At 69.1% G+C, this 26,409-nt stretch carries 24 protein-coding genes; 18 read left to right on the plus strand and 6 right to left on the minus strand.

All coding sequences use genetic code 11. From position 1 onward, the window contains the following. Positions 1-331: 331 nt before the first annotated feature. Together EJK15_RS33030 and EJK15_RS33035 are read left to right on the plus strand one after the other, a co-directional pair. The gene (locus tag EJK15_RS33030) at positions 332-1,843 is read left to right on the plus strand and encodes a trypsin-like serine peptidase (RefSeq protein WP_138714403.1); all 1,512 of its coding nucleotides are present in this window, start codon (positions 332-334) and stop codon (positions 1,841-1,843) included. 182 nt (positions 1,844-2,025) lie between these two features. Beyond that, complete coding sequence (locus tag EJK15_RS33035; RefSeq protein WP_138714404.1) at positions 2,026-3,522, plus strand: trypsin-like serine peptidase; 1,497 nt, start codon at positions 2,026-2,028, stop codon at positions 3,520-3,522. A 105-nt stretch (positions 3,523-3,627) separates the two neighbouring features. Here EJK15_RS33035 and EJK15_RS33040 read toward each other — a convergent pair whose 3' ends face one another. Together EJK15_RS33040 and EJK15_RS33045 are read right to left on the minus strand one after the other, a co-directional pair. After that, complete coding sequence (locus EJK15_RS33040) at positions 3,628-4,986, minus strand: NsdA family TPR-like regulatory protein (RefSeq protein WP_138714405.1); 1,359 nt, start codon at positions 4,984-4,986, stop codon at positions 3,628-3,630. Positions 4,987-5,257: 271 nt separating this feature from the next. Continuing rightward, positions 5,258-6,466, minus strand: coding sequence for an NAD(P)-dependent malic enzyme (locus EJK15_RS33045; RefSeq protein ID WP_138714406.1), 1,209 nt, complete (start codon positions 6,464-6,466; stop codon positions 5,258-5,260). Between the two features lie 263 nt (positions 6,467-6,729). Here EJK15_RS33045 and EJK15_RS33050 point away from each other — a divergent pair, with 263 nt between their 5' ends. Genes EJK15_RS33050 through EJK15_RS33065 form a run of 4 tightly spaced genes read left to right on the plus strand, consistent with a single transcriptional unit; the run spans position 6,730 to position 9,634 of the window. Beyond that, positions 6,730-7,584, plus strand: coding sequence for an ABC transporter substrate-binding protein (locus EJK15_RS33050; RefSeq protein WP_138714407.1), 855 nt, complete (start codon positions 6,730-6,732; stop codon positions 7,582-7,584). Between the two features lie 3 nt (positions 7,585-7,587). Continuing rightward, entirely contained in the window at positions 7,588-8,415 is an 828-nt protein-coding gene (locus tag EJK15_RS33055; protein ID WP_138714408.1) for an amino acid ABC transporter permease, read from the plus strand. Beyond that, entirely contained in the window at positions 8,412-9,155 is a 744-nt protein-coding gene (locus tag EJK15_RS33060) for an amino acid ABC transporter ATP-binding protein (protein ID WP_138714409.1), read from the plus strand. The genes EJK15_RS33055 and EJK15_RS33060 overlap by 4 nt, the downstream gene beginning before the upstream one ends. Positions 9,156-9,208: 53 nt before the next feature. Next, a complete protein-coding gene (locus EJK15_RS33065) occupies positions 9,209-9,634 on the plus strand; it encodes a CGNR zinc finger domain-containing protein (RefSeq protein ID WP_138714410.1) in 426 nt (141 codons plus the stop codon). Positions 9,635-9,649: 15 nt separating this feature from the next. On the opposite strand, the gene EJK15_RS33070 is transcribed toward EJK15_RS33065, so the two are convergent. Further along, entirely contained in the window at positions 9,650-9,958 is a 309-nt protein-coding gene (locus EJK15_RS33070) for a S24 family peptidase (protein ID WP_138714411.1), read from the minus strand. Between the two features lie 89 nt (positions 9,959-10,047). Here EJK15_RS33070 and sodN point away from each other — a divergent pair, with 89 nt between their 5' ends. The 3 genes from sodN (at position 10,048) to EJK15_RS33085 (ending at position 11,812) form a co-directional block, all read left to right on the plus strand. Continuing rightward, positions 10,048-10,449 (plus strand): superoxide dismutase, Ni, encoded by a 402-nt coding sequence (gene sodN, locus EJK15_RS33075; RefSeq protein WP_138714412.1) that lies wholly within the window; start codon positions 10,048-10,050, stop codon positions 10,447-10,449. 128 nt (positions 10,450-10,577) lie between these two features. Continuing rightward, positions 10,578-11,015, plus strand: a complete 438-nt coding sequence (locus tag EJK15_RS33080) for an ATP-binding protein (RefSeq protein ID WP_138714413.1) — start codon at positions 10,578-10,580, stop codon at positions 11,013-11,015. A 17-nt stretch (positions 11,016-11,032) separates the two neighbouring features. Continuing rightward, positions 11,033-11,812, plus strand: a complete 780-nt coding sequence (locus EJK15_RS33085; protein WP_171074665.1) for an RNA polymerase sigma factor SigF — start codon at positions 11,033-11,035, stop codon at positions 11,810-11,812. 73 nt (positions 11,813-11,885) lie between these two features. Here the strand turns inward: EJK15_RS33085 and EJK15_RS33090 are convergent, their stop codons facing one another. Beyond that, a complete protein-coding gene (locus tag EJK15_RS33090; RefSeq protein ID WP_138714414.1) occupies positions 11,886-12,266 on the minus strand; it encodes a hypothetical protein in 381 nt (126 codons plus the stop codon). 80 nt (positions 12,267-12,346) lie between these two features. Here EJK15_RS33090 and EJK15_RS33095 point away from each other — a divergent pair, with 80 nt between their 5' ends. Both EJK15_RS33095 and EJK15_RS33100 read left to right on the plus strand, forming a co-directional pair. Next, a complete protein-coding gene (locus tag EJK15_RS33095) occupies positions 12,347-13,312 on the plus strand; it encodes a diacylglycerol/lipid kinase family protein (protein WP_138714415.1) in 966 nt (321 codons plus the stop codon). A 271-nt stretch (positions 13,313-13,583) separates the two neighbouring features. Beyond that, complete coding sequence (locus EJK15_RS33100) at positions 13,584-13,838, plus strand: WhiB family transcriptional regulator (RefSeq protein ID WP_138714416.1); 255 nt, start codon at positions 13,584-13,586, stop codon at positions 13,836-13,838. Between the two features lie 11 nt (positions 13,839-13,849). Here the strand turns inward: EJK15_RS33100 and EJK15_RS33105 are convergent, their stop codons facing one another. Further along, positions 13,850-15,319 (minus strand): PAS domain-containing sensor histidine kinase, encoded by a 1,470-nt coding sequence (locus tag EJK15_RS33105; protein ID WP_138714417.1) that lies wholly within the window; start codon positions 15,317-15,319, stop codon positions 13,850-13,852. A 570-nt stretch (positions 15,320-15,889) separates the two neighbouring features. On the opposite strand from EJK15_RS33105, the gene EJK15_RS33110 reads away from it, so the two are divergent. From EJK15_RS33110 to EJK15_RS33140, 7 genes are all read left to right on the plus strand, one after another. Continuing rightward, entirely contained in the window at positions 15,890-16,609 is a 720-nt protein-coding gene (locus EJK15_RS33110; protein ID WP_138714418.1) for a GntR family transcriptional regulator, read from the plus strand. Between the two features lie 141 nt (positions 16,610-16,750). Continuing rightward, positions 16,751-17,464: a dethiobiotin synthase gene (gene bioD, locus EJK15_RS33115; protein ID WP_138714419.1), complete on the plus strand. Its 714-nt coding sequence runs from the start codon at positions 16,751-16,753 to the stop codon at positions 17,462-17,464. A 67-nt stretch (positions 17,465-17,531) separates the two neighbouring features. Then, entirely contained in the window at positions 17,532-20,330 is a 2,799-nt protein-coding gene (locus EJK15_RS33120) for an AfsR/SARP family transcriptional regulator (RefSeq protein WP_138714420.1), read from the plus strand. Between the two features lie 161 nt (positions 20,331-20,491). Further along, entirely contained in the window at positions 20,492-21,652 is a 1,161-nt protein-coding gene (locus EJK15_RS33125; protein WP_138714421.1) for a sensor histidine kinase, read from the plus strand. Continuing rightward, positions 21,643-22,299, plus strand: a complete 657-nt coding sequence (locus EJK15_RS33130; RefSeq protein ID WP_138714422.1) for a response regulator — start codon at positions 21,643-21,645, stop codon at positions 22,297-22,299. The genes EJK15_RS33125 and EJK15_RS33130 overlap by 10 nt, the downstream gene beginning before the upstream one ends. Further along, on the plus strand, positions 22,296-23,072 hold the full coding sequence (locus EJK15_RS33135; protein WP_138714423.1) for a DUF4097 family beta strand repeat-containing protein: 777 nt from the start codon (positions 22,296-22,298) through the stop codon (positions 23,070-23,072). Before EJK15_RS33130 ends, EJK15_RS33135 begins: the two co-directional genes overlap by 4 nt. A gap of 60 nt (positions 23,073-23,132) precedes the next feature. Beyond that, complete coding sequence (locus tag EJK15_RS33140) at positions 23,133-24,779, plus strand: acetolactate synthase (protein ID WP_138714424.1); 1,647 nt, start codon at positions 23,133-23,135, stop codon at positions 24,777-24,779. Position 24,780: 1 nt separating this feature from the next. Here EJK15_RS33140 and EJK15_RS33145 read toward each other — a convergent pair whose 3' ends face one another. Beyond that, positions 24,781-26,376: a serine/threonine protein kinase gene (locus EJK15_RS33145; RefSeq protein WP_138714425.1), complete on the minus strand. Its 1,596-nt coding sequence runs from the start codon at positions 26,374-26,376 to the stop codon at positions 24,781-24,783. Positions 26,377-26,409 lie beyond the last annotated feature (33 nt).

The raw sequence follows: 26,409 nt of genomic DNA on the forward strand, positions 1-26,409 counted from the left end.
TTTGGACGCATGGCACGCCCAGACGGTGCCATCAACTCGGTGTGATCTGCATCACACCACATCGCCGGCTCGCATCAAGAGGTCGACTCAGTCTCGAGAGTCACACTCACAACTTCCTTATGTTGATCAGGGCAAATGGCCACGCGGCGATCTCTGCTCGGCTCCTGCGCATCAGCCACTCAAACATCACAGAACGATCACGCCCGGCTTGTCACATCTTTTCCCGCCAAAGCGGCTACCGGATTTCAAGATCGACACTGTATGTTCCTGGCTATCCCTTTACTGACGCCTGGGACGCAAGAGGCGTTCCACGACAGCGCAAGGAGTTACCTTGAAGCGCATCCTCCTCCCCGCCGGTGGCGCCATTCTGGCCACCGGCCTGCTGGCTGCTGGTCTGGCCAGCACCGCCGTCGCCGACGACACCATCGCGACCGACCCGCTCGCGAAGACCTCGGCGCAGGCAGCTGAGACTCTGGACTTCTGGACCGCGTCCAACAACGCGGCGCTCAAGGGCGCCAAGGCCTTCAGCCCCGACGCCCTCGAGGTCGACAAGATCAAGAGTGGTGGAGGCTATACTCCGGACACCAAGCCGGGCTCCACTGCCCCCATTGGCGGCGAGAAGAAGTCCACGGTCAAGGTTCAGAACGTGAACCTGCCGAAGACCATCGGTAAGGTTTTCTTCGAGAGCGGCGGCAACCTGTACTGGTGCTCCGGCACCTCGATCCAGTCGCAGTACCGCAACCTGGTCGCCACGGCCGGTCACTGCGTGTACGACCTCGCGGCCAACGACGAAGTCGTGTCCCGCTGGGTCTTCGTCCCCGGTTACTACCAGGGCAAGGCTCCTTGGGGCATCTACGTGGGTAAGCAGGCCTTCACCCACTACGACTTCGACGTCTACGAGGACCTCGACCGCGACTACGCCTTCGTCACCGTCTACGACGGCATCGGCGGCGTGCTCAACGTTCCCTCGAAGGTCACGTACGAGGAGTACAAGGCCGCGACGGCCAAGGGTCAGAAGACTGACATCGTGGCCACCGAGGTCAAGGAAGCCGAGTACCTTTCGGCCGTCAAGGACCCGACGAAGCTTCCTTACTACGACATGAAGCCGGGTACCGCGAAGAAGGTCACTGGCCCGGACTTCCCCGGTGCCGTGGTCGACAAGGTCGAGGTCACCAAGGCCGAGTACGAAGAGGCCCTCAAGAAGGGCGCCGGCAAGGGCACGGGCTTCGTCTACGGCGACCCGGTCGTCGAGATGGTCGACAAGGCCGCCTACGACGCCTGGAAGGGCGAGAAGAAGACCGACGCCGCCGGCAACTACCTCATCACGCACTACTACGTGCAGGCGTGGTTCGTCCCCGGCACGGACACCAAGTACTACCGTCTCGACTACTACGTGATCGAGCACAAGGTCAAGAGCGTTGGTCGCCTCGGCGACAACGTTGGCGGCCAGGGCTTCGCGTGGAACCAGCCGACCGGTAAGTTCGTCCGGACGTTCGGTTACCCGCAGGGCGCGCACCCCGACGGCAACAAGCCCTACACGGGTGTCACGCCGAAGTGGTGCTACGGCAAGACCGGCACCAAGACCGTCGTCATCCCCAAGTACAAGGTCGAGGAGCAGGTCTCGCTGAAGTGCGCCGTGACCGGCGGCTACAGCGGTGCGCCGTGGCTGTACAAGTACAGCAACGCCAAGCGTCTCGGCTACGTCAACGGTGTCACCAGCCTCATCATCGACAGTGACGGCAACAACCGCTACGACACCCAGACGTCGGCGTACTTCGACGGTGAGACCAACACGGTCTACAAGGCCGCTGCGGCCGTGTGGTCCGGCAAGCTCATCCCGTAGTTCGACGCGGATCGGAACGACGACCTGATCTTCGTTCAGTAGCAGTAACCAAAGGGCCCGGCCTCCAGCCGGGCCCTTTGGCCTTTTTCGGTGAAAAATCTGAGATGAAGCCTCACCAGAGTGACTAATGGGACGATAGGGTCTTTACACAGTTTCTTGACAACCCGTAGTGGAGTCTCCCCTTGAAGCGCCTGCTCATCCCCCTCGCCGCCGCCGGCTTGAGCGCCGCCGCCCTTGCCTTCCCCGCCAACGCCGAGCCGCACTGGGCCACAGACAACCTCCAGCCCAAGCCCGCGGACGCGTACGGCGCCGCCTACTTCTGGCTCGACTCCAACGGAGCCGCCCTGCGCAAGGCCACCCAGTACCGCCTGGACGCCAAGGACGTGCCCAAGCTGGTCACCTCGCAAAGCAAGGGCGCCCCTGACGGCAAGCCCGGCATGACCACCCCGACCGGCACCACCAAGCCCACCGCGTCCAAGAACATCAACCTGCCCAAGACCATCGGCAAGGTCTTCTTCCTCGACCAGGCGGGCCGCTACCGCTGGTGCTCGGCCACCTCCATCCAGGCCCGCCACCGCAACCTGGTCGCCACGGCCGGCCACTGCGTGTTCGCGAACGGCAAGAACGATGTCTATGAGAAGTGGATCTTCGTTCCCGGCTATTACCAGGGCAAGGCTCCTTGGGGCGTCTACCCGGGCGCATACGCCTTCACCGCCTACGACCTCGACACCTACGACGACTACGACGGCGACTTCGCCTTCGTGGCCGTACACAACGGCTTCTCGCTGGCCGGCGAGAAGGAGGTGTCGCACAACGAGTTCAAGGCATGGGCGGGCGACAAGTGGATCAAGCCGCGCGAGATCGATGCCAAGGAATTCCTCAAGTGCCAGATCAACTTGGGCGAATGCTGGTCGGAGGGCGAGGACAAGCCCGCTGACCTGGTCGGCCCCGACTACCCCGGCGCCGTTCTGGAGAAGGTGGAGGTCTCCAAGGAGACCTACAACGCCGCCAAGGCCAAGGGCACCGGCCGCGGGCAGGGCCTCATATTCGGTGACCCGGTTGTAGAGCAGGTCACCAAGGACCAGCTGGACGCCTACAAGGGGCCCGGCGACAGGGGGACCGACAGCCTCGGCAACCACACCATCACCCACTACTACACCCAGAAGTGGGTGAGGCCCGGCACCTCGCGTAAGTACTACGAGGCCCACTACATCATCGGCATCGCCAAGGACATGGGCCGCCTCGGTGACGTCGTAGGCGGTCAAGGAGTCGCCTGGAACCAGCCCATGGGCCAGAAGGTGATCGCTTTCGGCTACCCCGCCGACCCGCACCCCGACGGCGACAAGCCCTTCTCCGGCGTCACCCCCAAGTGGTGCTCCGGCAAGACCGGCACCAAGACCTACCAGGTCAATACCTTCAGGGTCGACACGCACCAGGTGCTCAAGTGCTCCATGACCGGCGGCGCCGACGGCGGCCCCTGGCTCATGCGGTACGACAACGGCAAGCGCACCGGCTACGTCAACGGCGTGACCAGCATGTTCCTCGACCAGGACGGCAACAACCGGATCGACTTCATCAGCTCGGCGTACTTCGACGGCGAGGTGGCCAGCGTCTACAACAAGGCCAACTACGCGGAGACGAAGGCGATCGTCGGTCCCAAGGGCGAACTGCTCCGGTAGACGAAACAAGAACGACGGCCCGGAGCGAAGAAGGCTCCGGGCCGTTCCCGTTTCAGATGATCATTAAGCGGCCCCGCACCGAACAACCGTAGGCCGAGAACCGTTTCACACGGCGGTGAGCTCGCGCGTCCGCTCGCGCAGCGCCCTCACAGGCCGCTCGTTCTTGTACGGCTCCAGCCGCCGCCTCAAATCGGCCGCGTACGACCGCGAACGCGCCGACTGCAGCTCCCCCGCCAGCGCCAACGCCTGGGCGGCCGTCGAGCAGGCCTCATCCAGCTCCCCGGACTGCAGCAGCCCCGCCGCCAGCAGCGACAGGTTGAACATCCGCCCCCGGACGTACCGGGAGTCCATGTCGAGCGAGCGCTGCGCGTGGCGGACGGCCCGCTCCCCCTCCCCCAGGTCGCGGAAGCAGTGGGCGAACTTGGCGGACAGGTAGGCCTCGTCGAAGTAGCTCAGCCACCTGGGCTCCTGGGCGGGCTTGCGGGCGTCGAAGGCGCGTTCCGCCTCGTGCAGGGAGGCACCGCAGGAGCGCGCGTCGCCCCGGCCGGCGTGCGCGTGGGCCTCCAGGACGTGCGCGGAGGCCAGCAGGGTGCTCACGCCCGCGCTGCGGGCCGCCAGCTGGGCTGCCCGGGCCAGGTCGAGGGCGTGGGCCGGCTGGCCCATGTAGATGGCCTGGTGTGCCATGCCGGCCAGGATCTCGCCGCCCAGGGTCTGGTCGTCGGCGCCCCTGGCGAGGCGGAGGGCCTGGATGAGGTAGCGCTGGGCCAGGCCGTGCTGCTCCATGTCGTAGGCCATCCAGCCGGCCAGGCGGGTCAGCTCGGCGGCCGCGGCGGCGAGGTGCCGGCCCGTGGACTCGCCGTACGAGCCGTCCTTGAGCAGGGGCGAGACGGCGGTGTCGAGGTATTTGACCACGGACGAGCGGACGCGGCCGCTGCCGAAGCGATTGTCGAGCTCACCGAAGGACCGGGTGACCTCGTGAATGGCGGCGATGTCGGCGCGGCCCACCCGCCGCGTTCCCCTGCCGCTCGGGCGTCCCTCTGACGGGGACGTCAACCAGCGTACGGCTCCTACGGAGCCTGCTCCTATCGCGAACGTCGAGTCGATCAGAAACCTCCGTCTCTCTACATCGGCCCGCCACAGCGCGGTCACAGTCGCGACCCCCTCCTGCCACGTGTGCGTGAACTCCTGTCCGAGATCGAGGGGTGTAATGATGGCCGGCATGCCCAGGTCCTCCGAGCTCACCGGCCTGCCCAGTCGCATGGCGAATATCTCCGTGAGCAGGCACGGAACAGGATCCCGCGGTCGCTGGCCACCGATCCAGCGCAGCACTGAGCTGTGGTCGTACTTCAGGCCCGGGGTGCCACGAGCGGCTCCCAGGTCGTTGAGGCACCTGGCCAATCCCTTGTGAGAAAAACCCGCCTCCGCGATGAGCTGCTGCAGCAGTCGATTCGGCTCGCGTACCATCGCTCTCCTCGTCACAGGAGTCGGCGCCCACATCATTACAGAGAGCTCCTGTTATAGCACCTTGCGTAAATGATTTATGGCGGTTCCCAAAGGTCGTCCAACTCCGTTCGGCTTTCGCCGCCGGCCCTGCTCAGGGAGGAGGGCAGGCGACGACCCCAGTCTCGGGCGGATACCTCACATACCCATGGGAAAGCCAAGCAATCTGAAAGCGGTCTCTACCTGGGACGAGGGTGGCGAAAGGGGTGAGCGGGGGCCGAAGGCCCCCGGCTACTCAGACGCGGGCGACGCCGTCGGCGCGGGCCTGCGCGGCCACGGCGGCCGTGACGGCGGGGGCGACGCGCTCGTCGAAGGGGCTCGGGATGACGTACGTCGCCGCGAGGTCGTCCCCCACGACGCCCGCCAGCGCGCCGGCCGCGGCCACCTTCATGTTCTCGGTGATCGTGGACGCCCGGACGTCCAGGGCGCCCCTGAAGACGCCGGGGAACGCCAGCACGTTGTTGATCTGGTTGGGGAAGTCCGAGCGCCCGGTCGCGACGACCGCGGCGTGCCTGGCGGCCACCTCGGGGTGGACCTCGGGCGTCGGGTTGGACAGGGCGAACACGATCGAGTCGTCGGCCATGGCGGCGATGGCCTGCTCCGACACGGTGGATCCGGACAGTCCGACGAACACGTCGGCGCCCGCCAGGGCCTCCTCGGTGGAGCCGGTGAGGCCCGCGCGGTTGGTGTCGCGGGCGAGCGCCTCCTTGACCGGGTTGAGGCCCTCCCTGCCCGCGTAGATCATGCCCTTGGAGTCGGAGACCGCGATGTCGCCGATGCCGGCCTCCAGGAGGATGCGGGTGACCGCGACGCCGGAGGCGCCGGCGCCGGCCACGACCGCGCGCAGGTCGCCGAGGCCGCGGCCGGTCAGGCGGGCGGCGTTCTGGAGCGCGGCGAGCACCACGATGGCGGTGCCGTGCTGGTCGTCGTGGAAGACGGGGATGTCGAGCAGCTCGCGCAGCCGGGCCTCGATCTCGAAGCAGCGGGGCGCGCTGATGTCCTCGAGGTTGATGCCGCCGAACGACGGCGCGAGGCGCACGACGGTCTCGACGAGGGCGTCCACGTCGGTGCAGTCGAGGCAGATCGGGACGGCGTCGACGTTCGCGAACTCCTTGAACAGCAGCGCCTTGCCCTCCATGACCGGCATGGCGGCCGCGGGGCCTATGTCGCCCAGGCCGAGCACGGCCGTGCCGTCGGTCACGACGGCGACCACCCGGGAGACCCAGGTGTAGTCGTTGACCAGCGAGGGCGTTTCGGCGATGGCGGTGCAGACCCGGGCGACGCCCGGCGTGTAGGCGAGCGAGAGGTCGTCCGCGTTGCGGACGGGAACGGTGGAGCGGACCTCGAGCTTGCCGCCGCGGTGCAGTGCGAAGGCCGGATCGAGATCGAGAGTTTCGACGGAAGCAGAAGCGGGCGTGGCAGCCACAGCGACCCCTGTAGTCATCGGAAGCGGAAGAACCTTCGGCGGACGAGCGCGAGCGGGCTGGCTTCGGTAGCTGCCAGGATCCCCTCGGCGATCATCTCGGGAGGGGGGTTCGGGGGTCACCCGTGATCCCATAGTGCCACATGCTGAGATGATGTTCGGTGTCGGAGCCGACGCCGTTCTGTTGACGCATTGTTAAATAGCCGATGACGGACCGCAGCTAAACCCCATCTAAACTGCACAAAACGCAAGTTTCATGGCATTTAACTCCAAGGAGGCCGTACATGGCCCTCAGCTCTATGCGCCGCCGGGGCTACACCGCCGGTGTGCTCGCGTTGACCGCCGCTTTCGCGCTGACCGCGTGCGGCAGTGACACCGGCTCGGGCTCCGGCACCACCAGCGCGAGTGCCTCCGCGGCCGGCGGAGCCAAGCTGGTCCAGCCCGGCAAGCTCACGGTCTGCACGAACATCCCCTACGAGCCGTTCCAGTTCAAGGACGCCAGCGGCAAGATCGTCGGGTTCGACGTGGACATCGTCGACCTGGCCGCGAAGAAGCTGGGCGTGACCCAGAACATCGTGGACATCGACTTCGCGGTCATCAAGAGCGGCGCCGCCATGGCGGCGGGCAAGTGCGACGTGGCCGCCGCCGGCATGACGATCACCGAGGATCGGAAGAAGAACATCGACTTCTCCGACCCGTACTTCGACGCCACGCAGGCCCTGCTGGCCAAGAAGGGCACGGGCGCGACGTCGCTGGCCGACGTCAAGGCGAAGAACCTCAAGCTCGGCGCCCAGGCCAGCACCACCGGCCTCGACTACGTCAAGGGGCAGGGCTTCGACCCGACCGAATACGCCGACTCCGCCAAGGAGCTGCTCGCCCTGCAGTCCGGGCAGGCCGACGTGATCGTCCAGGACCTGCCGGTCGTGCTCACCTGGCTGAAGAAGCCCGACATCGCCGCGAAGTTCGAGCTCATCGGCAGCCTGGACACCGGTGAGCAGTACGGCGTCGGCCTGAAGAAGGGCGCCGACCCGGTCCTGCTCAAGACGATCAACGAAGAGATCGCCAAGGCCAAGCAGGACGGCACCTACGAGAAGATCTTCGTGAAGTGGTTCGGCAAGAAGCCCGGCGAGCTGGGCTGATCCATGGCCGACCAGCCGAAGACGGCTGAGCCTGCCCGCGCCAGGCTCAGCCCCCGGAAGAGGCAGCAGATCAGCCGGGGCGTCCAATACGCCATCCTGGTCGTCGCGCTCGCCGCCCTGGTCCTGTACGCGGACTGGGGCGGCCTCGCGCAGAACTTCGCCAAGGCTGACGTGGCCCAGGAGGCGCTGCCCGAGCTCTTCACCATCGCGCTGCGGAACACGATCATCTACACGATCAGCGGATTCGTCTTCTCGTTCGTGGTAGGTCTGCTGCTCGCGCTCATGCGGCTGTCGCCGGTCCGGCCCTACCGCTGGATCGCGCTCGTCTACATCGAGATCTTCCGCGGCCTGCCCGCGCTGCTGATCTTCATCATGATCACCTTCCTGCCGCTGGCGCTGCCCGGCTTCCAGGTGCCCTTCGGCACGTACGGCCAGGTCGCGCTCGGCCTGGGCCTGATCGGTTCGGCCTATCAGGCGGAGGTGTTCCGCGCGGGGCTGCAGGCCGTGCCCAAGGGGCAGACCGAGGCGGCCAGGTCGCTGGGCATGTCCGCCTCCCGCGCCCAGTTCACCGTGGTGATCCCGCAGGCCCTTCGCATGGTCATCCCGCCGACCACCAACCAGTTCGTGGCCTTGCTCAAGGACTCCTCGCTGGTGCTGTTCCTCGGCGTGTCCAGCGAGTACGTCGAGCTGGCCAAGTTCGGCAACGACCTGGCCTCCCAGTACGCCAACGCCACGCCGATCATGGTCGCGGGCGTGACGTACCTGATCGTCACGATCCCGCTGGGATACCTCGCGTCCCGGCTGGAGGGACGAAAGGGGAGGAACCGATGACGCACGCCATCGAGATCAAGGACCTGCACAAGTACTTCGGCTCCAACGAGGTGCTCAAGGGCATCGACTTCGCCATCGACCCCGGCCAGGTCGTCTGCGTCATCGGCCCGTCGGGCTCGGGCAAGTCCACGCTCCTGCGCTGCGTGAACCTGCTGGAGGAGCCCACGAAGGGCAAGGTGTACGTGCGCGGCGTCGAGGTCACCGACCCCGACGTGGACATCGACGCCGTACGACGGCACATCGGCATGGTGTTCCAGCAGTTCAACCTGTTCCCGCACATGACCGCGCTGCAGAACGTGATGATCGCCCAGCAGCGGGTGCTGAAGCGCGGCAGGAAGGAAGCCGAGATCGTCGCCAGGGAGAACCTGGAGAAGGTCGGCGTGGGCGAGAAGTGCGACGCCTATCCGGCGCAGTTGTCCGGCGGGCAGCAGCAGCGGGTGGCGATCGCCAGGGCTCTGGCCATGAACCCGGACCTGATGCTGTTCGACGAGCCCACCTCCGCGCTCGACCCCGAGCTGGTCGGCGACGTGCTCACCGTCATGCGCAAGCTGGCGGAGGAGGGCATGACCATGATCGTGGTCACCCACGAGATGGGGTTCGCGCGCGAGGTGGCCGACCGGGTGGTGTTCATGGACGGCGGCGTGATCGTCGAGGACGGCCCGCCGGCCCAGGTGATCGGCGACCCGCAGCACGAGCGCACCCGGGCGTTCCTGCACCGCGTCCTGCACCCCGAGGGGTAGCCGCGGGCGGGCGGGGCGCCGCGGCGCCCCGCCGTCTCGTGTAATACTCCGGCATGGACCTGACCTCTTACGCCGAGTGGGCGGTCCGCCTGGCCAACGACCCCGCGCCGCCACCCGAGCTCAGAGGGCTGCGGGACGAGCTCGTCGCGGTCTTCGACGCGGCCGGCGACGAGCGGGCCGTGGCGGGGCTGCTGAACGCCCTGCTCGTGCGTTATCCCGTACGCCCCCAGCTCTCGGACCACGACGGCCGGCGCTGGCACCTCCACCTGGCCGAGGACCCCGCGGCCACCGCCGTGATGGGCCTGGCCGCGGTCGTGGCCGAGCTGGGCGTGGAGCGGCTGGGCCGCTGCCGGGAGCCGCGCTGCGGCCGCGCCTTCCTCGACACCTCCTCCAACCGCTCGCGCCGCTACTGCTCGGCCCGCTGCGCCAGCCGCGCGAACGTGGCCGCCTTCCGCGCCCGCCGCAAGGACGATTCCTAACCGCCAGAACAGGTTCTAACGACGCGCGCGGGGGGCCCGGCGAAGGAGCGGCCAATAGCGCAGGACCACGCGGCCGACGATGTCGTGGACCGGGCCGAAGTCCCAGCTGTCGCGCCGCCCGCCGGCCCGCTGGTTGTCGCTCTCCAGCCACCACCCGTCCTTCCCATGCCACTGGGCCCGTTTCACGATCAGCTGATCGGGGTCGTCAGGAAGCCTGGCCACGACGAGGTCGCCCGGGTGGACGGTGGCGTTCCTGCGTACCAGAAGCCAGTCGCCGGGAAGCAGCGCAGGACGCATCGAATCGCCTTCGACACGCACTCTCATGGGCTGTGACCCCCCACTCCGCAGGCGTTGGGACCCGAGTAAGGTCGGTTGTGGACCAAGCTGATTCAGCATCCAGGAAGGATTTTCTGATGCTCGCACGACTGCTACGACCCAAGCATGTCGCTTCCGCACACTGCGACCTGCCCTGTGGGGTCTACGACCCCGCTCAGGCCCGCATCGAGGCCGAGTCGGTCAAGGCGATCATGGAGAAGTACGCGGCCAACGAGGACGCGGTCTTCCGCGCCCGCGCGCTGACCATTAAGGAGGAGCGCGCCGAGCTCGTCAAGCATCACCTGTGGGTGCTGTGGACCGACTACTTCAAGCCACCGCACCTCGAGAACTACCCCCAGCTCCACCAGCTCTTCTGGGACGCCACGAAGCTCGCGGGCGCGGCTGGCGCCAAGGGCACGGTGGACGTCGCCAAGGCCGAGGACCTGCTGGGCAAGATCGACGAAATCTCCAAGATTTTCTGGGAGACCAAGGCCGCCTAAAACGGCACATAAGGCTCTGCGCGGTCGCAGGCCGCGCAGAGCCTTTTCCGTTGACGGCGAGTCTGAATCGTCCAAGCACCGCTCCGGGGCGGTAAGTTGCAGTTGGCGTCGGATACGCGAGGAGGAACGTGACCGAGGAAACCGAGACGCGCGCTGAGGGCGTGGCCGGCATTCGTGACGTGGTGAGCATCCGGCTCCCCGCCGCGAGCGCCTACCTGTCCGTGCTGCGTACGGCCACCGCTGGGCTGGCGGCGCGGCTGGACTTCACGCTGGACGAGATCGAGGATCTGCGGATCGCGGTCGACGAGGCGTGCGCCATGCTGCTGAGCGTGGCGGTGCCAGGCACCGACCTCACCGCCGAGTTCGAGCTGACCGGGCATGAGATGCAGGTCAGGGTCGAGGTGGCGACGGTCGGGAGCTCCGCGCCGAAGCGCGACGACTTCGCCTGGATGGTGCTGACCGCCTTGGCCGACGACGTCGACGCGGTGAACGACTCCCCCGATCGCATGGCGATCGTCCTGCGTAAGCGCCGAGGCGCGGCCCATAGAACGGCGGGGCCGGCGTGACGGAAAGGACTGGAGCCATGGCCACCAGCGAACACGCCGTGCCCGACAGGGTGCGCGCCCGCATGCTCTTCGCCGAGCTGGCCGAGCTGGGCCCCGAGGAGCCGCGCCGCCAGCGCATCAGGGACGAGCTGGTCGAGCTTCACCTTCCCCTGGTCGAATACCTGGCCCGCCGCTTCCGTAACAGAGGCGAGTGGCTCGACGACCTCACCCAGGTCGCCACCATCGGTCTGATCAAGTCCATCGACCGCTTCGACCTCAACCGCGGGGTGGAGTTCTCGACCTACGCCACGCCCACCATCGTCGGCGAGATCAAGCGGCACTTCCGCGACAAGGGCTGGGCGGTCCGCGTGCCGCGCCGCCTGCAGGAGCTCAAGCTCTCGCTGACCAAGGCGATAAGCGATCTGTCGCAGCGCGAGGGGCGCGCCCCGACCGTGGCCGAGCTGGCCTCCTACCTGAAGATGACCGAGGAGGAGGTGCTCGAGGGCCTGGAGTCGGCGAACGCGTACTCGACCGTGTCGCTGGACGCGCCCGACTCGGGAGACGACGACGCCCCCGCGGTGTCCGACTCGCTCGGCATCGTGGACGAGTCACTCGAGGGCGTCGAATATCGCGAGTCGCTCAAACCGCTGCTCGAGCGGCTGCCGCCGCGTGAGAAGCGCATCCTGCTGCTGCGGTTCTTCGGCAACATGACGCAGTCGCAGATCGCCACCGAGCTCGGCATCTCGCAGATGCACGTCTCGCGCCTGCTCGCCCGCACGCTGGCGCAGCTGCGCGAGGGCCTGACGGCCGACGACTAACCCCGCGGGGCAAGCCCCGCGAGCCCCGGATGGCGCTTCGCTCTTCTTTTCGGAGCGACTGAACGCTGCGCGTTCAGTCGCCGTAGAGCGCATGGGTGGTGGGAGGCGCAAGCAGCGTCGCGAGCCCGGCCAGGGCGAGCACGATCAGCGGGATCCCGAGCTGCGGCTGGTCCGACTGGATGAGCGTGACGGCGACGGGCAGCATGAAGATCTGGGCGAGCACGCCCGGCGACCTCCCCCACCGCTCCATCTTGAACAACCCGCCCCAGGCCACCCAGAGCAGCCCGGCGCCGACCAGCACGCCGAACGCCGCCTCTGCCACGGCGGTCGTCAGGTCATCGGGTGTCCCGGTCAGGGTCTCCACGGCGACGAAGACGCCGAGCCCGAGTGCGACGAGGCCCTCCAGGGCGACGACCGCGGCGGCGATGACGAGAGTGAGCGGGCGACGATTCACGCCCGTACCCTACCTCGCACCTGCCACGATGGGACTTTCGGCCGATAAGGCGGGCGGCGAGCACGGGCTACGCTGGCGATATGCGCGCGATGCTGCTGGTGAACCCCAAGGCCACGACCACGAACGCCCGCACCCGTGACGTGCTGATCCGTGCGCTCGGCGCGGCCGTGGACCTGGCCGTGGAGGAGACCCGGTACCGCGGGCACGCGGCGGCGCTGGCTGCCACCGCCCGCGCCAAGGGATACGACGTGGTGGCGGTGCTCGGCGGCGACGGGACGATCAACGAGACCGTCAACGGCATGCTCAACCCGGTGAACGGCGATGATGCGCAGACCCTCGCCGATCCCAGCGCCGGGCGGCCCGCGCTCGTCGTCATCCCCGGCGGCAGCGCGAACGTGTTCGCCCGCGCCCTCGGCCTGCCGAACGATCCGGTCGAGTCCACGGGCGCGGTGCTGGAGGCGCTCAGGGAGGGCCGGCGCAGGACCGTGAGTTTGGGGCAGGCCCTTTGGGAGGGGCAGAGCCGCTACTTCACGTTCTGCTCGGGGATGGGATACGACGCCGAGGTTGTACGGGCCGTAGAGGGCCTGAGGGGCACCGGCCGGAAGGCTACCCCGGCACGGTATGTGAACACGGCTCTACGGCACTATCTGGCCACGGACAAGCGGCATCCAGCCATGACGCTGACCGGCCCCGGGATCCCGGCCGCCAAGGGCGTCTTCATGGCGATCATCTCCAACACCTCGCCATGGACCTACGTGGGCAGCAGGCCCGTGACCCCGACCCCGTGGGCCGGCTTCGAGACCGGGCTCGACCTGCTCGGACTGCGCCGGATGGGGCTGATCTCGCTCGTGCCGGTGCTCCAGCACATCCTCACGGAGAGTGACACCCTTCCGTCCGGCCGGCACCTCGTGCAGCTCCACGACGAGGCCGAGTTCACGCTCACCGCGGACCGCCCCGTGGCCTTCCAACTGGACGGCGACTACCTGGGCGAACGCGAAACCGTAACATTTCGGGCTACACCGAACGCGTTACAAGTACTGGTCTAGCCGGTTACATTCGGTCATTGTGTGACGCATCCGACATCTATATCGGGCAAAACTTCGCTCCAACCCTCTTGCGTGCACTCTCCGTGGCTGAAAAGCTCAACACTGACGTCGGAACGTAGGACCTTTAACAACCCCAAGGTTCTCCGATGATCAGCGGACGACCCCGGTCCTCACAGGATTCGGGTACTCGTTCGCGGAGGTTAGTGAAACTCTTCACAAAGTAGTGGCCGCACGGAGCCGACCAAGGCTTCATCTACTAAGGAGTGAACGCATGGACTGGCGCGACCGAGCTGCCTGCCGTGACGTGGACCCCGAGCTGTTCTTCCCAATCGGCAACACCGGCCCCGCACTCATGCAGATCGAAGAGGCCAAGCAGGTCTGCCGGTCCTGCTCTGCCGTCGATGCCTGCCTGAAGTGGGCGCTGGAGTCCGGACAGGACGCCGGCGTCTGGGGCGGTCTGAGCGAGGACGAGCGCCGCGCTCTCAAGCGCCGCAGCGCCCGTGCCCGGGCCCGCGCCACTGCCTGACGAAACCGTCGTCAGGCCGCGGGGAGCGGGATAGACAGCACGGCCTCCGTGCCGCCCTCGAGGCGCGGCCGGATGGAGATCTTGCCCGACAATTCCCCTTCGACCAGCGTGCGGACGATCTGCAGGCCGAGGCTCGTAGAGCTGTCGAGGTCAAAGCCCACGGGCAGACCCCGCCCGTCGTCCCACACGGTGACGTTGAGCCGGTCCAGCGCCGGCTCCACCACCACCTCCAGCCGCTTGGGCCGTCCATGTTGCAAGGCGTTCTGCAACAGCTCGGTCAGCGCCATGGCCAGCGGTGTGGCGATCAGCGACGGCAGCACGCCGAACCCCCCGACACGCCGCGGCGTGACGGCCGCCTCCGCCGCCCCCACCTCCCCGGCCATCGCGATCACCCGGTCGGCGATCTCGTCGAAGTTCACGAACTCCTCCGGCGCATGAGAGAGCGTCTCGTGCACGATCGCGATCGACCCGACCCGGCGTACCGCCTCCTCCAGCGCCTCCCTGCCCTCCGGCACCTGCAGCCGCCGCGCCTGGAGCCGGAGCAGGGCTGCCACCGTCTGCAGGTTGTTCTTCACCCGGTGGTGGATCTCGCGGATGGTGGCGTCCTTGGTCATCAGCTCCCGCTCGCGCCGCCGCAGCTCGGTCACGTCCCTGATGAGTACCAGCGCGCCGATCCGGCCACCGCCGACGATCAGCGGGATGGCTCTGAGCTGCACGATCGTCCCGCCGGATTCGACCTCGGTCTCCTTGGCCGCGCGACCGCTGGCCACGATCATGAGGTCCTCGTTGATCGGCTCGTCCGAGTAGCACAGCGTCGCCGTGACCCGGCCCAGCTCGGCGCCGACCAGGTCGGCGTGCAGGCCGAGCCGGCGGTAGGCGGACAGGGCGTTCGGGGAGGCGTACGTGACGCGCCCGGCCCGGTCGAGCCTGAGCAGGCCGTCGCCGACGCGGGGCGAGCGGACCAGGATCGGCTCCTCGCCGGAGAACGGGAAGCGCCCCTCGGCCACCATCTGTGCCAGGTCGGAGGCGCTCTGCAGGTAGGTCAACTCCAGGCGGGAGGGTGTACGCGCCGAGGACAGGTTCGTGGAGCGCTGGATCACCGCCAGGAAGCGGCCCTCGGCGCCTTCGACCGCACGCCGGACCGGGATCGTCTCCTCCCTGACCGGAACCCCTGTGGACCAGTCGGGGTCGCCCTCGCGGCAGATGCGGCGCTCGTTCCACGCGGTGTCGATGAGCTGCCGCTCGCCCTTGGCCGCCACGCTGCCGACGATGTCGTCGTGGTAGACGGTGGGGCCGGTCGTGGGGCGCATCTGGGCGATCGCGATCCAGCCGTTCTCCCCCAGCAGCGGCGCCCACAGGACGAGATCGGCGAACGACAGATCGGCCAGCAACTGCCAGTCGGAGACCAGCGAGTGCAGCCAGTCGAGATCCGCCTCGTCGAGAGCGGTGTGGCGGACGACGAGGTCGCTGAGAGTCGGCACGACTGCATCATGCGTGCTTTTCCCCGCAACAACCAAACCGGCCCCCTGAAGGAATGCGCACGTGACCGAGCGGGCAGTAGTCCGCCGAGGGCCGCCGCACGCCCGCTCACTCGCGCAGTGAACATGGATACGGCATCGTTCACTCAACTGGTCTTTTTGCGAAATCTCATATTGTGAGAACCGTCACATTGCTGAAAGCGCTCGGGTCCCAGGACGGGGCTGTGCGGGGCAAGCCGGAGGTGATCTCCACGGGCACGTGGTGCCGCCGCGACACGGGTCGCGTAGGTGCGCAGACCGCTACCTGCGGCGGGCCGCAGGACGGAGCCACCGTAGGTGCTACCTGTGGCGGGCCGCTGGGCGCGGCCATCGCACCGACCTCGGTTGCGATCGCGATCGCCGCTGTGGATATCCTTCACCATCGGCCTGAGCAGCCCGGATTCGCGCGTGCCGGGCGCTCGGTGTTGGTGGGCTGCGATGGCCCGCGGTTGACCGCCCGGGCCAAAGTGAGTTCCGATGATCTCGCGGTGATCAGACACGCCTCACCGCCGTGGCAGAAGTGAAGGTGAGCGCGTGACAGACGACAGCCCCCGCGTACCGAAGTACTACGACGTGAAACGCAGCCTGCTCGAGCTGACCAAGAGCCTGCCTCCGGGCACGGCGCTGCCGCCCGAGCGGACGCTGGCCGTACGGTTCGAGACCTCGCGCACCACGGTCCGGCAGGCGCTCACCGAGCTGGTGGTCGAGGGGCGGCTGCTGCGCATCCAGGGCAAGGGCACGTTCGTGGCCCAGCCGAAGGTGGCGCAGGTGCTGCAGCTGACCTCGTACATCGGGGACCTGCGCACCGCCGGCCTGGAGCCGGACACCAAGATACTGGAGATGGGCTACATCACCGCGGACGAGCCGCTGGCCCGCCGGCTGGCCATCAACCCGGGCGGGCGCGTGCTGCGCATCCACCGGCTCCGGCTGGCCAACGGCGAGCCCGTCTCGATCGACACCACCCACCTGTCGGCGCGCCGCTTCCCGCGGCTGCGGCGGGAGCTGGAGGTGCACGCGTCGCTGTACGAGACGCTGCACAACGCCTACAACGTGCGGCTCACGGACGCCGAGGAGATCATCGAGACCGTCCTGGCCACGCCGTACGACGCCAAGGCCCTCGGCGTCGACGTCGGCCTGCCGATGCTCCTGCTCACCCGCCACGCCTTCGACGCCGACGGCAACCCGGTCGAGTGGGCGCAATCCCTCTATCGCGGCGACCGCTACAAGTTCGTCACCCGCCTCAGGAGGCCGTAGGCTCCTGAGCTCCATCATGGTCGTTCCCGTGGCTGGGAAGGAGCCTGTGGGACCTTTGGCCGCACGTGGCCGCATGCTTCCTGCACGGCGAGGCCCGATGAGGAGCCCAGGTTGAGCGGGCACCACGTCTAGGCTGGTCACGTGAGTGTTCTCGTCGTCACAGGGACGGACGCGGCGGTCGGCAAGACCATGGTGACGGCGGCCGTGACCGCCTTGGCGCTCGGCAGGGGTTCGAGCGTGGCGGTGATGAAGCCCGCGCAGACCGGGCTGCCACCGGGAGTGGCCGGTGATCTGGATGAGGTGATCCGGCTGTCGGGGGTGATGACCACCTTCGAGCTCGGACGGTTTCCCGAGCCGCTCTCACCCGCGGCCGCGGCGAGACTGGCGGGGTTGCCGCCGGTGTCGCTGGCGGATGCCGCTCGCCAGGTGCGTGAGCTGGCCGAAAGCAACCGGCTGGTGATCGTGGAGGGGACCGGCGGGCTGCTGGTGCGCTTCGACGAGGACGGAAGCACGATCGCCGACCTGGCCAGGTCGGTCAACGCTCAGGTGCTGGTCGTGGTGCGGGCCCAGGGCGGGACGCTCAACCACACCGCTCTCACCCTCGAAGCCATGGCCCATCGAGGGCTGGATCTGGCGGGGGTGGTGATCGGCGCGTGGCCGCACGAGCCGGGGCTGGCCGAGCGGAGCAACGTGGCCGATCTGGAGATGCTGGCCGCCCGGCCGCTGGCCGGCGCCCTGCCCGAGGGGGCGGGCGGTCTCGGCAGGGATGCGTTCGCGCAGGCGGCACGCAGGGGGTTGGGCGCCACGCTGGGCGGCACGTTCGATCCCTTGGTGTTCCGCCAGCAGGTTCTCTAACGGGGCACGGAAGATAACAGCCTAAATCGCTAGACTCCAGATCTTCGTGGACGACGGGAGCGCACCCTTGAGGCTGAAGATCAGGTGCCTTGGCCCTTGGGAGGTCGAGGCCGACGGTGTCTCGGTCAAGATCGTCGGACGGCGGCGGATCGGGGTGCTGGCCCGGCTCGCCCTGACCGCGGGGCAGGCCGTGCCCACCGACCGGCTTCTCACCGACGTGTGGGCACGCAGTTCCGCCGCGACCGCGGCCAAGCAGTTGCACATCGTGGTGTCGAAGCTCCGGGAGACACTCGCCTCCCACTGCGGTGCGGAGATCATCGAGACCGTGCCCGGCGGTTACCGGCTCGCGGTCGAGCGTGACCACGTGGACGCCCACGCCTTCACCCGCCTGTCCGGGAGGGCACGCGCCGCCCGCGCCGAGGGCGCCACGGTGACCGCTGACGCGCTGTTCCGCCAGGCGCTCGGGCTGTGGCGAGGACCGGCGCTGGCCGAGGTGGACGCGCCCTGGGCGAATATCGAGGCCGACCGCCTGGAGGAGGAGCGGCTGGCCGTGCTGGAGGACCATGCCGACCTGCGCCTGTCCGCCGGTGACCATCGCGCCGTGGCCGCCGACCTCGCGGCGCACGTCAGAGCACACCCGCTGCGGGAGCGACCTGCCGCCCAGCTCATGCTCGCCCTGTACCGCGACGCGCGGGTGCCCGAGGCGCTCGAGGCCTACCAGCGCCTGCGCCGGGTCATGGTCGAGGAACTGGGCATCGAGCCCGGCTCTGAACTGCGCCGCCTCCACCAGGCCGTCCTCGTCAAGGATCCCGTGCTCGACCTGGCGCCGGGGCGGCAGACCACGCCGGCCGGACACGTCGCGCCGGCTGAGCTCCCCGCCGATACCCGGGCGTTCACGGCGCGGGCGGCCGAGATCGAGCGGCTGCGTGCCGATCTGGTGAGCGGTGCCGCAGTCACCGTGATCGACGGGCCGGGCGGCATCGGCAAGTCCGCGCTGGCCGTCCATGTCGCCCATGCCGTCGCCGGGCGCTTCGGCGACGGCGTCATCTACGTCAACCTGTACGGTTCCACCGCCGGGCTCGCCCCGCTGGCTCCCCTCGAAGCGCTTCGCCATCTGCTGCGCACCCTGGGGTTGGACGGCGCCGCCGTACCCGCCGACCCCGGGGAGGCTGCCGCGCGCTACCGTTCGCTCACCGCCACGGGCGACCTGCTGGTGATCCTCGACAACGCCCGCGACGTGCGCCAGGTTCGCCCGCTCATCCCCGCCGGGCAGGGCTGCCGCGTCCTGGTCACCAGCCGCGACCCGCTCGCCACTCTGGACAACGCCCAGCACCTGCACCTCGGCAGGCTCGACGCCACCGGCGCGGCCACGCTGCTCACTCGGATGGTCGGATCCGATCGCGTGGACGCCGAGCCGCGGGCGGCGGAGGAAATCGTACGGCTCTGCGGCGGTTTCCCGCTCGCCCTGCGCATCGCCGGAGCCCGCCTGGCAGTCCGCCCCGACTGGTCGCTCTCTGATCTCGCGGTACGGCTGGCCGACGCCACCCGGCGGCTTGACCTGCTGGAGTACGCCGACCTGGCCGTACGCGCGAGCATCGCGGTCAGCCACCAGCAGTTGCGCGAAGAACCGGCCGGACGGGACGCGGCGCAGTTACTCGCCCTGCTCGGGCTGCCGGACCTGACCACGCACACTCCGGCCACCACGGCCGCGCTGGCCGGGTGGACCGAGCACCGTGCCGAGACCGCGCTGGAAGACCTGATGGACGCCCGCCTGCTCGAACCTGCCGGACCGGGCCGCTACCAGTTCCACGACCTCGTCGGCCTGTACGCACGGGAGCAGGACGTCCCCGCCGAGGAGCGGGTGAGCGCGGTCGGCCGCGTGCTGCACCACTATCTGGCCACGTCGCAGCGGGCCTCCGCGCTGGTGAACGGCAGCGCGGAAGCCGCCATGTTCCCCACCGAGCAGCCCGGGGAGGAGCTCGCCACCCTGGAGGCCGCCAACGACTGGGTCGACCGCGAGCGGGACAACCTGCTGGCCGCAGTACGGCAAGCGGCGCGCGAAGCCGATCGCTCGGTCACGGGACTCGCCACTGCGGTCCAGTGGTTGTTCGAGCGTCGAGGCTGGTTCTCCGAGCTCGTCGAGGTGGTCGAGGAGGCGGTGCGGCGCGCCAGGGAAGAGGAGGACTGGGAGGCCCAGGCGATCTTGCTCCGCGGGCACGGCTCCGTCCACCAGCAGCTCGGGCGCTTCCAGGAGTCCGTGTCCCACCTGGAGGAGGCCCTGGTCTGCTGGGACAGGGCCGGGCAGGTGCACCGGAAGGCGGGCACGCTCAACGACCTGGGCATCACCTACACGATGATGGGGCGCTACGACGACGCACTCGCCGCTCTGGAGAGCGCCCTCGCCCTCATCGAACGGTCGGGACGCAGGGACCACGAGGCATTCGTTCGTAACAACAGGGTTCACGTCTACTACCGCCAGGGGAGACACGAGGAGGCCGTGGACGAGGCGCGGCACGCCCTGGCGATGGCGGAGGAGCTGCTGGTCGACACCGGCAGTCTCGGCACCGCCTTCGACACTCTCGCAGACTCCTACCGGGCGCGCGGCCTGCTGCACGAGGCCGTCGAGGAGTACCAGCAAGCGATCAAACTCCAGCGCGAGGCCGGATTCACCATGGGCACCGCCGTGTCCCACTGGTGGCTCGGCCACACCCTGCACGACCTGGGGCGGCACGAGGAGGCCAGGAAGTCCTGGCGGGAGTCGCTGGAACTCCTGCGCGAAGCCCGCCTCCTCGCCCCCGTGGAGGTGGCGGACTACCTCGCGCAGCCGGTCCCGGACACACCGGAACCGATCAGGAACCAGCTGTGACGATCCGAACAGCTTGAGAGGAAGCAGAACCTCCCCATTCGTCTGATCGAATCGTGAGACGTCGAGAGAGGTGGTTTTGTTCGAGGGTGGGGCTAACCCCACCATCCGTCCGCACACCAGACCCATTTCACCTACACCTCCCCCGCCAATACCGTTGAGCCATGAAAGTCCCCCGTCCGTGGTCGGCACGGGCCTGGCTCGACACGGCCCACGTGATGATCGGCCTGCCGATCGCCGTGGTGCTCGGCGGGCTGACGCTCGTCCTGGTCGCGGCGCCTCCCCTGCTGTGGCGCGGGCTGCCGCGGTTCACCGGGGTGCAGCGCTCCAGGTTCGCGGCGTTCCTCGGGGCGCACATCGCGCCCGTGCGCTCGCCGAGCAACTGGCGCAGCGCGGCCACGTGGCGGCAGATCGGCTACCACCTGCTGTCGCCGTTCGTGGGCCTGGCGGCGGCGTTCCTGGTGGCGGTTGCCTGGGGCGGGGCCATCGTGGGGCTGCTGGCGTTTCTGCCGGCGAAGCTGCACGGCCCGCCGCTGGAGTTCGTGTTCGATCTCAGGGACCAGCGGGTGGTCATGGTGTTCATGGCGGTCGGGTTCGCGCTGCTGCTGCTGGCGCCGGTTCTGGCGCGCGGCATGGCGGCGCTGGACCTGTCGGTGGCGCGTACGCTGCTCGGCCCCAGCCGGTCCGAGCTGGGCCAGCGGATCGACACGCTGACCGAGAGCCGGGCGGGCGTGATCGACGCAGCCGACGCCGAGCGCCGCAGGATCGAGCGGGACCTGCACGACGGCGCCCAGCAGCGGCTGGTCTCGCTCGCCATGAACCTGGGGCTGGCCAGGGCCACCCTGACCGACCTGCCCGAGCCCGCCCGCGAGGCCATCGTTCAGGCGCACGAGGAGGCCAAACAGGCGCTCAAGGAGCTGCGCGACTTCGTCCGCGGCCTGCATCCGGCCGTGCTCAACGACCAGGGCCTGGACGCGGCGCTGTCCGGCGTCGCCGCCCGCGCCCCCTTCCCCGTGAAGCTGCGCGTCGACATCGAATGGCGTGCCACTCCTACCATCGAGGCGGTGGCCTTCTTCATCGTGTCCGAAGCACTGACCAACATCGCCAAGCACGCCGCGGCCACCAAGGCCGAGGTACGCGTGCGGCGCGAGCGCGACCGGCTGCACGTGCTCGTGTACGACGACGGCTGCGGCGGCGCCCGGCTGGACGGCGGCACCGGCCTGCGCGGCCTGGCCCAGCGCATCGACTCCGTCGACGGGACGCTCCGGCTGTCCAGTCCGCTCGGCGGCCCGACGACGATCGAGGTGGACCTGCCGTGCGAGTAGTGCTCGCCGAGGACTCCGTGCTGCTGCGCGAGGGGCTGATCCGGCTGCTGGACGCCTCCGGCATGGAGGTGGTGGCGGCCGTGGACGAGGCCGAGGGGCTGCTGCGGGCCGCCGAGAAGCACCGGCCCGAGCTGGTGATCACGGATGTCCGGATGCCGCCCACGCACACCGACGAAGGGCTGCGGGCCGCCCTCGTGCTACGCCGCCAGCAGCCTGGCCTGCCGGTGCTGGTGCTCTCGCAGTACGTCGAGGAGCGCTACGCCGCCCAGTTGCTCGCCTCCGCCGCGAACGGCGGCGTCGGCTACCTGCTGAAGGACCGGGTGGCGGACGTGACCGAGTTCATCGACGCGCTGCGCAGGGTGGCCTCCGGCGGCACCGCGCTCGACCCCGAGGTGGTCGCCCAGCTCATCCTGCGCGGCAACAGCGACCCGCTCGAGCGGCTGACGCCCAGGGAGCACGAGGTGCTCAAGCTGATGGCGGAGGGCCGCTCCAACGCCGGCATCGGTCAGGCGCTCGTGCTCAGCGAGGGCGCGGTGGGCAAGCACATCGGCAACATCTTCACCAAGCTCGATCTGTCCCCGACCGAGGGCGACCACCGGAGGGTGCTCGCCGTGCTGCAGTTCCTGAAGATCAGGAGCCTGCCGTGAGGGCGGCTTGGCTGGCGGCCGGCGCCGTGGTGACCGTGATCGCGCTGGTTGTGTCCACGACAGCGCTCTGGCGCGGGTTCGCCAGGGCCAGGACACCGGTGGACACCACACAGAGGTCCATCCCGTTCGCGAAGGACAAGGTCGAGATCAAGGGTGCCACGACCCAGGTGAGCGTGATCGTCCTGGCCGGCGAGGCGGGAGAGCTGCTGATCCACAGAACGCTGCGGTGGTCCAGAGACCGGCCCGACATCACCGAGGACTGGGAGGCGGCCACCTCGACCCTGCGGCTGGAGGCCGCCTGCCCGGGCTCCGACCAGCCGGACGGTCCCGTGTGCCGGGCCGACTACGTGATCTTCGTGCCGCCGGAGACCGACATCGTGGCCGACACGACCGGCGGCGAGCTCGCCGTGAACGACATCTTCGGCAGCGTGCGCCTGACCACCGTCTCCGGCGACGTCCGCGTTCATAACATCTCCGGCCCCATCTGGGCCAGGACCGGCACCGGCGACGTCGACGCGGAGCGGCTCGACGGCGATACGGCCGACGTGGAGGTCGGCTCCGGCAACGTGGACCTGTCGTTCGTCAACCCGCCGATGTCCGTCAGGGCCGTGGTCAGGACCGCGGGAGACGTCCGTGTGAACGTGCCCACCGGCCTCTACGACCTGACGGTGGACGCCGCCAACACCACCCTCGACGTCAAGAAGGACGACGAATCGCCGCGGAAGATCACCGCGAAGGCGCCGGGAGGATCGGTGTCCCTGTGCTGCCGTTGAAGATCCCGGCACACGCCTTAAGGTCTGTTTACCGCTGTGACTGGTTGGTAAGTTCCCGGCATGGAGTCTGCGAAGCACGCCGGTGACGCCGCCGTCGCCGTGTCCAAGGCCTACGGCGTCGAGACCATGTTCACCCTCTCCGGAGGCCACGTCTTCCCGCTCTACGACGGGGCGGTGCACGAGGAGATGCGCATCCTCGACGTACGCCACGAGCAGAGCGCGGTCTTCGCCGCCGAGGCGACGGCCAGGCTGACCAGGAAGCCCGGGCTGGCCGTGCTGACCGCCGGGCCGGGCATCACCAACGGCGTCAGCGGCATCGCGACCGCCCACTTCAACGGCTCGCCGGTGGTCGTCATGGGAGGGCGGGCGCCCCAGTCGCGCTGGGGCAGCGGCGCCCTCCAGGAGATGGACCACCCGCCGCTGCTCGCGCCGATCACCAAGCTGTCGTTCACCGCGGCCGGCCCCGAGTCGGTCGGGCAGGACGTCGAGTCGGCCTTCCGCACGGCCGTCGCGCCCCACCGGGGCCCGGTCTTCCTCGACTTCTACATGGACCACCTGTTCTCCCCCTCGCCGGTGCACGACGTGCGGACGCAGACTCCCTCGCCGTACGAGCCCGACCCCGACGACGTGGCCGCCATCGCCGACCTGCTGGCCGAGGCCGAGCGCCCGGTGCTGGTGTACGGCTCCGACGTGTGGATGGACCGGGCCGAGGAGGCCGCCCGCGACTTCGCCGAGACATGGCGGCTGCCGGTGATCCCCAACGGTCAGGGCCGTGGCATCCTGCCCTCGGGGCACGAGCTGCTCGTCACGCGCGCCCGCGGGCTCGCCTTCGCCCAGGCCGACCTGGTGATCGTGGTGGGCACCCCGCTCGATTTCCGCCTCGGCTACGGGTGGTTCGGCGGCAAGGACGGCGCGCCGCTGGCCCGCGTCGTGCACATTGTGGACGCGCCGTCGCAGCTGGCCACGCACATGCAGCCGGCCGCGTCCGCCGCCGGCGACCTGTCGGTGGTGTTCTGGAGCCTCGGCACGGCCTGCGGTGATGCGGGCGTCAAGCCGGAGACGTACGCCTCGTGGGTGTCGAAGCTGTCGGAGACGGCCGCCGCGGCCATCGCGGGCGACGCCGAGCTGCTGGCCTCCGACTCCGACCCGATCCACCCCATGCGCGTGTACGGCGAGCTGGGCAAGGTGCTGGCCGACGACGCCGTGGTGATCGGCGACGGCGGCGACTTCGTCTCCTACGCGGGCAAGTACGTCGAGCCGAAGCAGCCGGGCAACTGGCTCGACCCGGGCCCGTACGGCTGCCTCGGCACCGGCCTCGGCTACTCCATCGCCGCCCGCCTGGCCAGGCCGTCCTCACAGGTGGTGCTGCTGCTCGGCGACGGCGCGGCCGGTTTCTCGCTGATGGACGTCGACACCCTCGTACGCCACCGGCTGCCGGTCGTCATGATCTGCGGCAACAACGGCATCTGGGGCCTGGAGAAGCACCCCATGCAGCTGCTGTACGGCTACGACGTGGCGGCCGAGCTGCAGCCCCAGTGCCGCTACGACCAGGTCGTGACCGCGCTGGGCGGGGGCGGCGAGCTGGTCACCAAGCCGTCGGAGATCGGGCCTGCACTGCGCAGGGCGTTCGACTCCGGGATCCCGTACATGGTGAACGTCGCCACCGACCCGCAGATCGCCTACCCCCGCAACACGACGGGGGTGTGACCTACTGCTTCGCCGTGGCGGTCGTGCTGGGAGTCGGCGAGGCCTCTGGGCAGATTCCATCGACGACGAACAGCCTGACCGGTTTGTCCACCGCAAGCTTCACCCCGCCGGCCGGATCAGTCCGGCTGATCTTGCCGCAGCGCGGGCCGTTGGTGGTGGTGGTTTCGTCGGTCACGCGCACGTCGAAGCCTGCCACCTCGACCCGCTCCTGGCCCTCCAGGAACGGCATCCCGACAACCTTGGGCACGAGCACCTGCTTGACGGTCGGCGTGGGACTGCTCGTCGGCGTCTTCGACGGTGTCGGGGAGGGCGTCTTCGACGCGGTGGGGGTCGGGGTCTCCTCCTTCTCGGTCTGCGTCACCCTCGGCCTGGTGGTGGTCGGCTTGGGATCCCGTGTCGGGGGCTTCGTGATCCTGGGCTTCCTGGTGGAGGGCGAGGGCGAGGGCGATTTGATCACGTCGATGGGAGCCGCGGTGTTCGTGGGCGTCGGCTCGCCGGTGGTCATGCCGGTCAGCGCGACCGCGGTGGCGCCCGCGCCGAGCACCGCCACGGCGGCGATGCCCGCGATCAGCCCCGTCCTGCGCGGGGCCTTGGCCGCACGGCGGCCGCCGCGTCGCTCGGCGACTGTCGTGTCCTCGTGGGTCATGCGCGCACCGGTCTGGTACGGTCCCGGACCATATTGGTCCGCGGGCTGCGCCCCGGTCCGGTACGCATCCGTCGGCGGCGCCATCGAGGCCCCTGTGGCCAGCGGCGGGCCCTGCTCGGGAGCCGGAGCCGGCACCTGCCCGCTGGCGATCGCGCGGGCCGCGTCGCTCATGGCCTTGGCCGTCGGGTAACGCCTGGCCGGATCCTTCGACAGGGCGATCTCGACCAGCGTGCGCACGGGCGGGGGGATGTCGGGCGGCAGCGGCGGCGGGGCCTCCCGGATGTGCTTGAGCGCGATCGTGACCGCGCTGTCGCCGTCGAACGGCCGCTGCCCGACCAGGCACTCGTACGCGACCACGCCGAGCGCGTAGATGTCGACAGCGGGCGTGACGGGAGCGCCCTCGGCCTGCTCGGGCGCGCAGTAGGCGGCCGTGCCCAGCACCATGCCGGCGTCGGTGAGCCGGTTGGCCAGGTCGGAGCGGGCGATGCCGAAGTCGGTGATCACCAGCGTGCCGTCGCGCTGCACGAGCAGGTTGCCCGGCTTGACGTCGCGGTGCACGATGCCACGGTCGTGTACGGCCTGCAACGCCGACGCGGCCTGCGCGATCAGGTCCATGGCCGCCTGCGGCGGGATCCTGCCCAGCCGGCCCAGCAGCCGGTCGAGCGGCTCTCCGTCGACGAACTTCATCACCAAATAGACGGTGTCGCCGCTGACGCCGTAGTCGTAGACGTCGACGACGCCAGAGTGGTTGATCGTGGCCATCGCCCGCGCTTCCCCCTGGAAGCGAGCGACGAACCCCGGATCCTCCATGCGGCCCGGAAGCAGCACCTTGACGGCGACGGTGCGGGCGAGCACGATGTCCTCGCCTCGCCACACCTCGCCCATGCCACCGGCGCCGATGCGGGTATCGAGCCGATACCGCCCCGCCAGCGTCGTTCCTTGGGCCACCATGATCCCCCCGTTACCCCCCTACCTCTGTAACCT

It is taken from the genome of Nonomuraea basaltis (genome assembly GCF_005893125.1).
In the GTDB taxonomy this organism is placed as follows: Bacteria; Actinomycetota; Actinomycetes; order Streptosporangiales; family Streptosporangiaceae; genus Nonomuraea; species Nonomuraea basaltis.